Source organism: Planktophila turicensis (SeqCode), from assembly GCF_965234405.1.
Classification (GTDB): Bacteria; Actinomycetota; Actinomycetes; order Nanopelagicales; family Nanopelagicaceae; genus Planktophila; species Planktophila turicensis.
Genome location: NZ_OZ248346.1, coordinates 870,730 through 883,068 on the forward strand (window position 1 = coordinate 870,730; position 12,339 = coordinate 883,068).

At 49.2% G+C, this 12,339-nt stretch carries 15 protein-coding genes; 3 read left to right on the top strand and 12 right to left on the bottom strand.

What is annotated here, in order from left to right; genetic code table 11:
* Window positions 1-45: 45 nt before the first annotated feature.
* From AC8GFK_RS04435 to recG, 5 genes are read right to left on the bottom strand one after another with little or no spacing between them, the layout of a single operon-like run.
* The gene (locus AC8GFK_RS04435; RefSeq protein WP_506624828.1) at window positions 46-624 is read right to left on the bottom strand and encodes a YceD family protein; all 579 of its coding nucleotides are present in this window, start codon (window positions 622-624) and stop codon (window positions 46-48) included.
* The gene (locus AC8GFK_RS04440; RefSeq protein ID WP_223298405.1) at window positions 617-1,105 is read right to left on the bottom strand and encodes an ATP synthase subunit B family protein; all 489 of its coding nucleotides are present in this window, start codon (window positions 1,103-1,105) and stop codon (window positions 617-619) included. Before AC8GFK_RS04440 ends, AC8GFK_RS04435 begins: the two co-directional genes overlap by 8 nt.
* A complete protein-coding gene (gene coaD / locus AC8GFK_RS04445; RefSeq protein ID WP_506624829.1) occupies window positions 1,102-1,584 on the bottom strand; it encodes a pantetheine-phosphate adenylyltransferase in 483 nt (160 codons plus the stop codon). The genes AC8GFK_RS04440 and coaD overlap by 4 nt, the downstream gene beginning before the upstream one ends.
* Window positions 1,585-1,613: 29 nt before the next feature.
* Window positions 1,614-2,201 (bottom strand): 16S rRNA (guanine(966)-N(2))-methyltransferase RsmD, encoded by a 588-nt coding sequence (rsmD, locus tag AC8GFK_RS04450; RefSeq protein WP_506624830.1) that lies wholly within the window; start codon window positions 2,199-2,201, stop codon window positions 1,614-1,616.
* Between the two features lie 2 nt (window positions 2,202-2,203).
* On the bottom strand, window positions 2,204-4,369 hold the full coding sequence (recG, locus tag AC8GFK_RS04455; protein ID WP_506624831.1) for an ATP-dependent DNA helicase RecG: 2,166 nt from the start codon (window positions 4,367-4,369) through the stop codon (window positions 2,204-2,206).
* Between the two features lie 162 nt (window positions 4,370-4,531).
* Here recG and rpmB point away from each other — a divergent pair, with 162 nt between their 5' ends.
* Entirely contained in the window at window positions 4,532-4,717 is a 186-nt protein-coding gene (rpmB, locus tag AC8GFK_RS04460) for a 50S ribosomal protein L28 (protein WP_095531270.1), read from the top strand.
* Window positions 4,718-4,730: 13 nt separating this feature from the next.
* On the opposite strand, the gene thiL is transcribed toward rpmB, so the two are convergent.
* Complete coding sequence (gene thiL / locus AC8GFK_RS04465; RefSeq protein WP_506624832.1) at window positions 4,731-5,642, bottom strand: thiamine-phosphate kinase; 912 nt, start codon at window positions 5,640-5,642, stop codon at window positions 4,731-4,733.
* A 65-nt stretch (window positions 5,643-5,707) separates the two neighbouring features.
* Here thiL and AC8GFK_RS04470 point away from each other — a divergent pair, with 65 nt between their 5' ends.
* Entirely contained in the window at window positions 5,708-5,941 is a 234-nt protein-coding gene (locus AC8GFK_RS04470; protein WP_095531268.1) for an Lrp/AsnC family transcriptional regulator, read from the top strand.
* A gap of 4 nt (window positions 5,942-5,945) precedes the next feature.
* On the opposite strand, the gene AC8GFK_RS04475 is transcribed toward AC8GFK_RS04470, so the two are convergent.
* The 6 genes from AC8GFK_RS04475 to leuC all read right to left on the bottom strand — a co-directional run bounded on the left by AC8GFK_RS04475 (window position 5,946) and on the right by leuC (window position 11,546).
* Window positions 5,946-6,989, bottom strand: coding sequence for a D-alanine--D-alanine ligase family protein (locus AC8GFK_RS04475; RefSeq protein ID WP_506624833.1), 1,044 nt, complete (start codon window positions 6,987-6,989; stop codon window positions 5,946-5,948).
* Window positions 6,986-7,987, bottom strand: coding sequence for an NAD(P)H-dependent glycerol-3-phosphate dehydrogenase (locus tag AC8GFK_RS04480; protein WP_506624834.1), 1,002 nt, complete (start codon window positions 7,985-7,987; stop codon window positions 6,986-6,988). The genes AC8GFK_RS04475 and AC8GFK_RS04480 overlap by 4 nt, the downstream gene beginning before the upstream one ends.
* Window positions 7,984-8,763, bottom strand: a complete 780-nt coding sequence (locus AC8GFK_RS04485; RefSeq protein ID WP_506624835.1) for a lysophospholipid acyltransferase family protein — start codon at window positions 8,761-8,763, stop codon at window positions 7,984-7,986. Before AC8GFK_RS04485 ends, AC8GFK_RS04480 begins: the two co-directional genes overlap by 4 nt.
* 78 nt (window positions 8,764-8,841) lie before the next feature.
* The gene (locus AC8GFK_RS04490) at window positions 8,842-9,312 is read right to left on the bottom strand and encodes an HU family DNA-binding protein (protein WP_506624836.1); all 471 of its coding nucleotides are present in this window, start codon (window positions 9,310-9,312) and stop codon (window positions 8,842-8,844) included.
* Between the two features lie 227 nt (window positions 9,313-9,539).
* Window positions 9,540-10,139, bottom strand: a complete 600-nt coding sequence (gene leuD / locus AC8GFK_RS04495) for a 3-isopropylmalate dehydratase small subunit (protein ID WP_506624837.1) — start codon at window positions 10,137-10,139, stop codon at window positions 9,540-9,542.
* Between the two features lie 15 nt (window positions 10,140-10,154).
* Window positions 10,155-11,546, bottom strand: a complete 1,392-nt coding sequence (gene leuC / locus AC8GFK_RS04500) for a 3-isopropylmalate dehydratase large subunit (protein WP_506624838.1) — start codon at window positions 11,544-11,546, stop codon at window positions 10,155-10,157.
* Between the two features lie 67 nt (window positions 11,547-11,613).
* Here leuC and AC8GFK_RS04505 point away from each other — a divergent pair, with 67 nt between their 5' ends.
* The gene (locus tag AC8GFK_RS04505) at window positions 11,614-12,333 is read left to right on the top strand and encodes an IclR family transcriptional regulator (protein WP_095531261.1); all 720 of its coding nucleotides are present in this window, start codon (window positions 11,614-11,616) and stop codon (window positions 12,331-12,333) included.
* The last annotated feature ends 6 nt before the right edge of the window (window positions 12,334-12,339 follow it).

Sequence of the window (12,339 nt, forward strand, 5' to 3'; positions counted from 1 at the left end):
GGAGAGCTTCAACAAAATTGCCGCTGCTATGGGCGTAAGTATCGCTTATTTATCGGTTTTGCCAAAATCGAGCTTTTCAAGGCCTGACCAGCGGGCATCGATGACCTCGTGGGCATGGTCCTCAGGCAGGCTCGCCCACTTCTCGCCACAGTCTGGACAGAGGCCTAGGCACTCCTCCGAGCAGAGGGGGTTCACAGGCAAGGCCAAGATGATGGCATCGATGATGGGGATCTCAAGGTTCATGACATCGCCCTCCATCTGGAGTTCATCCTCAACATCTAGATCAATATCGTCTTCTTCGCGGCGCTTCTTACGACCCTTTTCATTGGTTGGTTCGTATCGATAAAGCTCTTGAATTTTACGTTCGACAACTTGTTCGACGGTATCGAGACAACGAATACATTCGCCAATCGCAACAGCATAGATATCTGCACTCAGCAGTACGCCTTCGGTAACTGATTCAAGGCGCACATCGGCTTCGATGACATCGCCTTCAGGAACTGCAATAAGTGGAACGCCAATGCGAGCGTTAGCTTCAATATCGAGCTCGTACTCCTTGAGCTCCCCCGCACGACGAGGTAGTTCGTGGGTGTTAAGCAGGAATGGGTTGGCTTTCTTAGTCATCAGAGTTGAGCTGCGAAAGAATATCTTTATCGTCAGCACCCTCAAGGCGTTCGCGACCGCGTGCAACAGCTTCCATGGTCTTATTGAGAATTACTTCAAGAGTTGCCAGACGTCCATCGATATATGCCTCAACTTCACGGCGCTCATCTTCGGCTACATCGCGCGCTTCATCGAGGATGCGCTGGGCTTCATCACGAGCTGCTTGAACGATTGAAGTCTGCTCGACCATGCGAGCGACATCTTCGCGTGCAGTTGCAATCATTGATTCAGCGCTTGTGCGCCCCTCTTCAATAATTTGGTCGCGCTTTGTAATGATCTCTTCGGCGCCAGATAAATCGGCAGGAAGAACATCGCGAGCACCTTCGAGGATTTCAAGCATCTCACCGCGATGGACGACGCATGAAGCAGAGAGTGGAACGCCACGAGCTTCTTCAACGATTGCAATCGCAGTGTTGAGTTTTTCGATTGAGTCCATTGTCATTTCTGTACCTCTGCTCTTGCTTTCAGTGCTGCGTTGACATTTGCCGGAACCATTGATGAGACATCGCCACCGTAGTGTGCGAGTTCCTTCACAATGGATGAAGATAAGAATGAGTGGGTGGGAGATGTAGCCATAAACATCGTCTCCACGCCAGATGCTTGGATATGTACTTGCGCCATCTGAAGTTCGTAATCGAAGTCAGTAACTGCGCGAAGACCTTTCACAATAGCCTGCACGCCATTCTTCTTGCAGTACTCGACGAGGAGTCCGCTTCCTGAATCAACGCGCACATTAGGGAACTTCTTCACATTTTCAGCGATCATGTCGATGCGCTCTTGGATAGAGAAGAGCCCTGATTTATTACGGTTAACGAAGACTGCAACGATTACTTCATCAAATTGCCCGCTTGCGCGCTCGATGATGTCGAGGTGGCCATACGTGATGGGATCAAAGGATCCTGGGCACACAGCGCGTTTCATAGTGCAAACGCTAGCAATGATTGCTGTGGTTATCCATTTTCGCCATCGCCCAGCGTGGGAGCCCCATAGAAGATTGTCGCCTGACCGTAATTCTTTTCACGTACCGCTTCTAATCCATCAGGCCATGAAATCTCTTTCACTCGCGAATTACGTTCGATAGCAATGAGTGCTTGTGGATGCAAATAGCCACCATCACGTAACTGAATGAGTGTTTCTATAACATCAAGGTCATCGACTTCATATGGTGGGTCGATATAGATGAAGTGATATTGATGAGCAGCTTTATCTTGCAAAAATCGATGCACGCTCATTGCATAAAGATGGAAAATTCCGGGGCAATGCGCACTCTTCAGATTTTCATGATTGCTTGTGATCGCCTTTGCGGCAGAGTCATCCTTTTCCACTGCATGAACAACAGATGCCCCGCGGGATAACGCTTCAAGAGCTATGGCACCTGTTCCTGCATATAGATCGAGAACGTTGAGTCCGTCGAAATCTCCGAATTCAGAGGCGAGTGTAGAAAAGAGCGCTTCACGTGCACGATCTGATGTAGGACGAGTAGAAGAGGAAACAGCGTCGATAGTGCGACCTTTTGCAAGCCCAGCAATGATTCGCATCTTTACGCCTTATCTATATATTCGGCTGCTGCATCAGCTTGAATCTGTGCAAGCTCAGCAGCCAAGAGTGGGTATTGTGAAATATCTGATTCGATAAGTGTAGTGGCGTCAACGCGCGCTTCTTCAATCATTGATTCATCGCGCAATACTCGAAGTAAACGTAGATGTGAACGAGATCCGGATTGGCTAGCACCTAAGACATCGCCTTCACGGCGTTGCTCGAGATCGATGCGAGATAGTTCGAAGCCATCGAGAGTTCCGGCAACGGCATCAAGGCGTTCGCGTGCAGAACTTTCTGGATCAGCGTTAGTGACAAGAAGACATAACCCTGGTGATGTTCCTCGACCTACGCGTCCACGTAACTGGTGTAATTGTGAGACACCGAAACGATCGGCATCCATAATGACCATCACCGTCGCATTCGGAACGTCTACACCGACTTCAATAACAGTTGTAGAGATCAAAACATCAATCTCTTTATTGGCAAATGCCTGCATCGTCGAATCTTTGAGTTCTGCACTCTGTCTGCCGTGTAAAGGTGCAACCTTGACGCCTTGCAGCGCTCCTCCAGAAAGCAATGGGCCAAGCTCTTCAACCGATGCAATCTCTGTAGAAGTTTCTCCCATGAGAAAATCCATATCGCTATCTTCAGAAGTTCCTGCGGCGATACGCGGAGCAACGATATACGCCTGATGTCCTTTCGAAACTTCTTCCTTAATCCGCTCCCATGCGCGTTCAAGGAAGCCAGGCTTCTCAAGCACTGGCACAACATGCGTTGTAATTGGCTGGCGACCAAGCGGCAGTTCGCGCAACGTAGAAACATCGAGATCACCAAAGACTGTCATTGCAACGGTTCGCGGAATAGGCGTTGCTGTCATCACCAAAAGATGCGGCGGATTTGTTGCTTTGCTCTTCAACGCATCGCGTTGTTCAACACCGAAGCGATGTTGTTCGTCGACAACGATAAGGCCCAAATCTTTAAAGGCAACGCTTTCACCAAGAAGTGCATGTGTTCCAATAACAATGCCTGCAGCACCTGATGCTGCCAGCGCCAGAGCTTCCTTGCGGGAAGCTGCGTTCTGGGATCCAGTAATAAGCGTTACCTGCGTCGCAAGATCTGAACCACCCAACATTCCACCTTGAGCAAGTGGCCCAAGTAATTTCTGCATGGTGCGAAGGTGTTGAGCTGCTAATACTTCGGTTGGTGCAAGCAGTGCGGCCTGTCCCCCGTTATCAATGACAGAAAGCATCGCTCGGAGCGCAACTACCGTCTTACCGGAGCCAACTTCTCCTTGCAGCAATCGGTGCATGGGATGAGGTTGTGCAACATCGCTTGCAATCTCTTCAGCTACAGCGCGCTGGCCCGCAGTGAGTTGAAATGGCAGCAATGCATCGAAGGCATCGAGCAGGCCGCCAGTAATTGGTGGTCGTGCAACTGCATCAAGATTCTTTAACTCTTTTCTGCGAGTGAGCAGAAGTAACTGCAACATAAACGCTTCATCAAAAGTAAGACGTTGACGTGCCTTCTCTGCGCTATCTAGATCTACAGGGTTATGAAGTTGAACAAGCGCTTGATGTAGCGTGGGATATCCATGCTTTTCCCGCACAGATTCAGGTAGATAGTCAGGAACTTCATCAAGGGCTCCGATTGCAAGCTCAATACATTGTGCAATTTTCCATGAAGGCATCTTTGAGCTGGCCGGGTACATCGGAAGATATTTGCCCGCGAATCCTTCGACAGCAGCATCAACGTCATTGCCATCGGGAATTAATTCGTAATCGGGATGAGCTAACTGGCGCTTGCCGTTAAAGACTCCGACCTTTCCGGCAAAGAGTCCCTGCTTACCTACCTTGAGATCCTTCTCGCGCCAGGCTTGATTGAAGAAAGTGAGCGAAAGTTTTGCAGAACCATCGGTGACGATTACTTCAAGAATATTTCCCTTACGTGCATGGAGTCGGCGGCTGGTTGCGCTAAAGACTTCAGCGAGAATTGTGACTTCATCGCCTTCGTTGAGTTCAGAGATATTTGAGAGTTCGCCACGAACTAGATAGCGACGTGGATAGTGATGGAGTAAATCCCCGACGGTGACATACCCAAATAAATCGCGGAGCACCTTCGTGGTGCGATCGCCTAAGACTCCAACAAGTTTTGAGTCGAGGGTGGCCATGCGCCTATTCTCTCCTTGCATCGCCTGGGTTGGGCTTGTTTATGCAGGGATTTCGGTGGATTCGCTCTATCCCGCCCCCTCTTGCTACCCTTACGCCCTGTTCCTCACAGGAACGAGAATTCTTTAGATCTAAGGAATTTGTAATCTAGAAGGAGTACCGACATGGCATCTTCATGCGACATCTGTGGCAAGGGCCCAAGCTTTGGCAATAACGTTTCACACTCACAGGTGAAGACACGTCGTCGTTGGAATCCAAATATCCAGCGCGTTAAGACAATCGTTGCAGGCGCATCAAAGCGTCAGAACGTATGTACTTCATGCCTTAAGGCTGGCAAAGTAACTCGTTAATTCTTATCTTTAGCTAAAAATGGCTCCAGGAAACTGGGGTCATTTTTCTTTCTAACCCAGAAATTCCTGAGCCTGCAATAACTGATCCAATTCGAATTCCAGGCAGGTTTACACCCGTTGCAAGTAAGGCATGGTCTTCTCCCCCGGCAAGAATCCATTGCATGATATCCACTTTGAGTTCATCGGCCAATGCGCTCAGTTCGGCAAATTCACTCGCCTGCACAATCGCCTTCTGATCAATAGAAATTTGAACACCTGATGCATCAGCGATCTGTTCAGCCTGGACAAGCACCGAATCGCTGACATCAGCCATTGCAGTCGCGCCCGAAAAATCAATTGTGTAATCCAAAGTCGGTGCAGAGAATTCTGACAGCGCTTTCTCAGCTGTTGCACTATTAATTGAAATCTCTCGGGTGAGTAGTTCAAACCCTGCTGCAGACCATCCTGTGAGAGATGAGAGATAGAGACCATCTCCGACCTTGGCGCCTGATCGCAGAATTGGGGAAGATGAGTTTCCAACAGCAGTCATGGAGATGACGATTTTGGGGCCACGCGCAATATCTCCACCAACAACAAGTGCGCCGGCAAGGTCTGCTTCATGTTTCATTCCGCGAGCTAGATTTTCAATCCACTGCAAAGTTTCATCGCCGGTAAGGGCAACGGAAGCAGTGAGGAAGTCGCACTTTCCACCCATTGAGAGAATGTCGGCAACGTTTGCAGCGGTGATCTTGCGCCCGATATCGAACGGTGAGGACCACTCGAGTTTAAAGTGAACATCCTCAACAGCCATGTCGGATGTAATGATGGATTGAGATTGCGTGGCTACGACGGCGGCATCATCGCCGATTCCGACTTTGAGCCGAGAGTCTGCGGTTGCGAATATCTGCTGTAAGACAGAGATAACTTCGCGCTCCTGAAATCCCATAGCCACAAGACTAGGACATGAGATAGCGTTAGGTCGAAGCGCAGGGAAAGAAAGAAGGAACTCACATGTCAGTACAGGCTTACATCTTGATTCAAACAGAAGTCGGCAAGGCCTCATCAGTTGCGGCTGCAATTAAGTCGATCGCTGGAGTCTCACTCGCTGAGGGTGTAACCGGTCCTTACGATGTGATCATGCGCGCTGAAGCTCCATCAATGGAAGAGTTCGGCCGTGCAATTTTGACCAAAGTTCAAGCAGTGCCAGGTATTACTCGCACGCTTACATGCCCTGTTACTAATTAATAACTTAGCTAGGTAATGCACTCTTAAGTAGGTTGGTAATTACCTCTGAATATTCAACTCCCGTGGCTTGCCACATCTTTGGATACGCCGAAGTTCTCGTAAATCCTGGCATCGTATTAATCTCGTTAATAATGATTTCTCCGCTATGAGTGACAAAGAAATCAACGCGCGCTAGACCTTTTGCACCAATCGCCTTGAAAGCGGTGAGTGCATAGCTTCGAATCTTTTCAATAATCTCATTGCTAAATGGTGCCGGAATATCAATGCGAGTTGCACCATCGAGATACTTAGCTTGATAGTCATAGAACTCGTACTGAGGATCTATCCACACTTTGCCAGGAATTGAAGCTTGCGGATTGCCATCAATTTCAAGCACTGCACATTCAACTTCGGCGCCATCAATTCCACTTTCGATTAATACTTTTGAATCGAATGAGAGCGCTTCTTCCATTGCAGAAGTGAATGCGTCAATCTCTTTGACTTTAACAGTCCCTCGACTTGAGCCACCACGAGAAGCTTTTACAAAGAGAGGCATGCCGAGATTTGAAATCGATTTCGTAACCGCGCTGGGGTCGCGCTTCCACTCTGCTTCAGTGACGGTAACGCCAAGTGCGATAGCAATTCCTGCCTTTTCAAAGAGCAGCTTTGCATCGGACTTATCCATCGCAAGTTCAGAGGCAACCGCACCGCTTCCGACATATGGAATTCCTAGCTGATCGAGATCGCTTTGAAGTTGTCCATCTTCTCCATATGTACCGTGCAGAACGGAAAAAATCACATCAATTGCAAGATCTTCGCCATCTACAGATAGTCCGTTGGTCCCACGAAGTACTTCAGGAAAATTGCCGCTAACTGCTGGAAGATTCTTATTATTGATTGCTAACGGATAATCAATAGGCAGAGCAATCCATTTACCTTCGCGCGTAATGCCGATGAGGATGGGTTCATATGCAGAGCGATCAATTGCTGAGAGCACGCCACCGGCAGAGAGACATGAAATCTCGTGTTCGCTACCTGGTCCCCCGCATAAAATTGCAACGCGCATCATCGAATGAAGTTTTCTGCCTTAGTGGTGATCTCCATCAATTTCTGAAGTGCGGCCTCAGGCGACAACTGCTCACTCACTATTTCGCCCACTGCCTCAATGACAGGAACTTCAACCCCTACGCGGTGTGCAATTTCAACAACTGCTCCAGCTGAAGCAACACCTTCGACAGTCTTTGCTACTTCCTCACGGGCTTTAGCCATCGAACCAGTGCGCCCCACAACTTCACCAAAGGTACGGTTGCGAGATAGCGGAGAGCCGCAACTTGCGACGAGATCTCCCATGCCAGCAAGACCTGCTGCTGAAAGTGGATCAGAACCGTGGGCTGCGCAGAGTCGAGCAACTTCATTAAGTCCTCGAGTAATCAACATCGCTTGAGTGTTCTCGCCATAACCCATTCCAATCGAGATTCCTACAGCGAGAGCGATAACGCTCTTGATTGCCCCGGATAGCTCGCAACCCATGACATCAACGGATGTGTAGACGCGGTAATACGGAGTACGGAATAAATCGCGAATGGTTTCAGCAAGTTCGGTTGTAGGTGCCGCAGCTACAGCGCCTGCTGGTTGGCGAAGAACGAGTTCGTCAGCAAGGTTCGGACCTGTAATGATGGCAATCTTGTGGCTGCCGAGTACATCTTCAATGACCTCAGTCATTCGCATCTGCGTGCTGATCTCAATACCTTTGAGCGTGCTCACGATTGTTGACGTTGGCTTGAAGAATGGCTTCCACTCTTGCAACGTTGTACGAAGTTGCTGGGCAGGAATAGCTAATACATAAGTCTCAGAAAAGTCGAAAGCCTGCTGAAGATCAGTGGTTGCAGTGAGTGCATGAGGAAGGGTGTGAGCCCCGAGGTATTTGGTATTTGTATGCGAGGTATTTATCTCAGCAATGACTTCTTCGCTTCTGCCCCACAAGAGAACATCATTTCCAGCATCGCATAAGACCTGCGCCATGGTTGAACCCCAAGCGCCTGCTCCGAATACCGTTACTTTGCTCATGCTCGCTTCTTCTTGAAGTTTCCTGTACGTGGTAAATCTGATGTGTGCGGGTCAAAGATTACTTCAGGGCGCTTCTCGCCACGAATCTCTTCGAGTAAATCAGTAATTGCGCGCATGATTGCAGCAGTTGCTTCGATAAGCGCCTGAGGGTCATCACCTTTACCTTTCCACTTGGAAAGATCTACTGGCTTGCCTGCGCGGATAATGATGGTCTTGCGAGGGAAGAGGTTGAGCTTCGTTGTGTAGTTGGGAACGACAAGTTGAGAACCCCACTGCGCAATGGGAATAACGGGGGTATCAGTTTGAAGTGCGAGACGAGCACAACCCGTCTTTGCGATCATGGGCCACATATCGGGATCACGAGTAAGTGTTCCTTCAGGATAAACACCCAACATATGGCCTTGTTCAAGAATGATTTTGGCGTGATCTACAGCTTTCTTTGCATCTGCTGATTCGCGTTCGACAGGAACTTGGCCCGCAGCCAAGATGATTTTGCCAATGATTGGAACTTTAAAGACGCCCGCTTTGCCTAAGTATCTCGGTGCACGGCCATTGCGAAAGAGAAAGTGTGTAAAGACGAGCACATCGAGATATGACATGTGATTGCTTGCCACAATGACGCGACCCTTGGACGGAATATTTTCAGCGCCCTTCCAATCACGACTCATAAAGAGATTGAAGATTGGAATGATGAGATTTGCGCAGATTTTGAAGGTGAGGTTTGTGCCAAGCGGATACCCGCGAGGCGGCTCGTAGCGAACCTTGAACTGCGACATAGTTGAAATCCTAACCATAAAAAAACTGAGGCCGCACATTGTGCGACCTCAGTTTTATAGAAGTTTGAGAAAGAAGAATTAACGCTTCTTTGCAGCCTTCTTAACTACCTTCTTAGCTGCTGGCTTCTTCTTTGCTGGAGCCTTCTTAGCAACCTTCTTTGCAGCTGTCTTCTTCTTTGCTGGAGCCTTCTTAGCTGCCTTCTTCGCAGCTGGCTTTACAGCAGCCTTTGGAGCTGGCTTTACTTCTGGCTTTGGTGCTGGGCCGAGCTTGCGATCGCCAGCGATAACTTCCTTGAGTGCCTTTGCAGGGAGGAAGCGAGCCTTCTTTGAAGCCTTGATCTTGATTGTCTCGCCAGTGAATGGGTTACGTCCCATACGTGCCTTGCGGTCAACCTTCTTGAACTTACCGAAGTCGTTGATCATGACATCGTTTCCAGCTGACATGTTACGAACGATTGTGTCAAAAACGATATCTACAGCGTGAGCTGCTTCTTTCTTGCTGCCGTTGAAGTGTGGGGCCAACGCAGCGATGAACTGGGCCTTATTCATGGATTTCCCCTAAGTTTTACGCGTAAATAATTAAGCTTTTGCTTAACTGCGTAAAACTTAAACCTATTTGTAGGGTGAGAGCGTTATTGACGCGTGCGTGTCGCAAGTAAATATTTTGCGAAAATTCAACTTTTTATGCGTAAAAAACTCTCATTCTGAAGTTGAGACTTTTACACAATCAACTCACCCTAGATAAAAAACCAGCGATTTACGCTCGTTTTCAGTGGCTAGATGCGAATCGGAAGTGTTGTTGGCTTATATGAAGCGCGCTTTGCTTCAAATGCATCGATGGAATCGGTGTGTTTCAAGGTTAATCCGATGTCATCAAGACCTTCCATTAAACGCCAACGGGTGTAATCGTCGAGTTCGAATGGAACGGTGACATCGTTATAGGAAACGGTGCGAGTATCGAGATCCACAGTGATTTCAGTGCTTGGGGTGGCTTCGATTGCCTGCCAGATAGCTTCGACAGATTCCAGAGGCAAGATCACAGTAAGCAGCCCGCCCTTGAGTGAGTTGCCGCGGAATATGTCTGCAAAGCGGCTTGAGATAACTACCTTGAAGCCGTAGTTCTGCAGCGCCCACACTGCGTGCTCGCGTGATGAACCAGTTCCGAATTCAGGTCCTGCAACAAGAACTGTTCCGTTCTTGTACTCATCCTTATTGAGGACGAATTCAGGATCGTTGCGCCAAGCTGAGAAGAGGCCATCTTCAAAGCCGCTACGGGTAACGCGCTTGAGATAAACGGCAGGAATGATCTGGTCGGTATCAACATTGCTGCGACGAAGAGGGACTCCGGTGCCAGTGTGTTTAATGAATTTTTCCATTGTCATATACCTCTCTTACAAATCTGCCGGTGATGAAAGTGTTCCGCGGATTGCTGTTGCTGCTGCAACGAGCGGGCTGACGAGGTGTGTACGTCCACCCTTTCCTTGGCGACCTTCGAAGTTACGGTTTGAAGTAGATGCAGAACGTTCGCCAACTGCTAGTTGGTCTGGGTTCATTCCAAGACACATAGAGCAGCCAGCATTACGCCATTCTGCGCCGAAATCGATAAAGACCTTATCGAGGCCTTCCTTCATCGCTTGCTGACGAACGCGCTCTGAACCAGGCACTACAAGCATGCGAAGTTTTGGTGCAATCTTCTTGCCTTCAATAACCGAAGCTGCTGCACGAAGATCTTCGATGCGACCGTTGGTGCATGAACCCAAGAAAACAGTGTCAATAGCTATCTTCTTCAGCGGTGTTCCAGCAGTAAGTCCCATGTACTCAAGTGCGCGCTCTGCTGCACCACGCTCTTCTGAATCCATAATATCTGCAGGATTTGGAACAGATGCGTTCAGTGGCAAACCTTGTCCTGGGTTAGTTCCCCATGTAACAAATGGCTCGAGCGTGTTGGCATCAAGGTTGATTTCAACGTCGAACTTGGCATCAGCGTCTGTGAAGAGTGTCTCCCAATAAGCCTGTGCAGCTGCAAAATCTTCAGGTGCATGTGGCTTGCCCTTGATGTAATCAAATGTCTTCTGATCAGGTGCGATTAGTCCTGCACGTGCGCCTGCTTCGATAGACATGTTGCAGACTGTCATGCGCCCTTCCATCGAAAGTTCGCGAATTGCTGAACCGCGATATTCAATGATGTAGCCCTGTCCCCCACCAGTACCGATTTGAGCGATGATGGCAAGGATGATGTCCTTTGCAGTGACGCCTGGCTTCAATGAACCTTCGACATTAATTGCCATTGTCTTTGGACGACGTGATGGAAGAGTCTGAGTAGCAAGAACGTGTTCAACTTCTGAAGTTCCGATACCGAAGGCGATTGCGCCAAATGCGCCATGTGTAGATGTATGTGAATCGCCGCAAACAATTGTCATACCTGGCTGCGTGATACCAAGCTGTGGTCCAACAACGTGCACAACGCCCTGGTCAGCGTCTCCTAATGAGTGGATACGAACACCGAACTCTTTTGCATTGTTGCGAAGTGTGTCGATCTGAAGCTTTGAAACTGGATCTGCAATCGGCTTCAAGATATCGAGCGTTGGTGTGTTGTGATCTTCTGTTGCAATAGTTAAATCAGGGCGACGTACCTTGCGACCCGCAAGACGCAATCCATCGAATGCCTGCGCACTTGTTACTTCGTGTACGAGTTGTAGATCGATGTAAAGAAGATCTGGCTCTCCCTCGGCCTGTCGAACGATGTGGTCATCCCAAATCTTCTCGGCTAGCGTCTTACCCATCAGCTGTTGTGCTCCTTTAGAACTCGTATATTTTGCATCTCAGTAAGTGGGATGCTAATATCAATCCGTGGATAAGAAGAATAGCGGAGTCGGCGTTCTAGACAAAGCTGTAGGCATCTTGGCGACGCTCGAATCAGGGCCTCATTCGCTGGCAGAGCTTGTTGCAGCTACCGGAATTGCCCGCCCTACCGCTCACCGCCTAGCGGTCGCGCTCGAGTTCCACCGTCTTGTTGCTCGTGATCTCAACGGTCGCTTCATCTTGGGTCCACGTTCTGCCGAACTCGCAGCCGCTGCTGGTGAAGATCGCCTTATAGCAGCTGCTGCCCCAGCGTTAGCAGCGTTGCGCGATGCCACTGGTGAATCTGCACAGTTATATCGCCGCCAAGGAGATATCCGTATCTGCGTCGCGGTTGCTGAACGTCTTTCAGGTCTGCGCGACTCTGTTCCGGTTGGTGCCTCTCTTACGATGCAAGCAGGATCTGCTGCACAAATTTTGATGGCTTGGGAAGACTCAGAGAAGATTCATCGCGGCCTTAAGAATGCGCGTTACACAGCAGCACACTTGGCTGCAGATCGTCGTCGCGGTTGGGCGCAATCAGTTGGAGAACGCGAAGCAGGCGTTGCTTCAGTTTCTGCTCCAGTGCGCGGTCCTAATGGAAAAGTAATCGCCGCAGTTTCAATTAGCGGACCTATCGAGCGTTTAGGTCGTCAACCTGGTCGATTGCATGCAGCAGCTGTTGTGGCAACTGCAGAGCGCCTTACAGAGCACCTAAAACAAGGCAAGTAAGAAGCA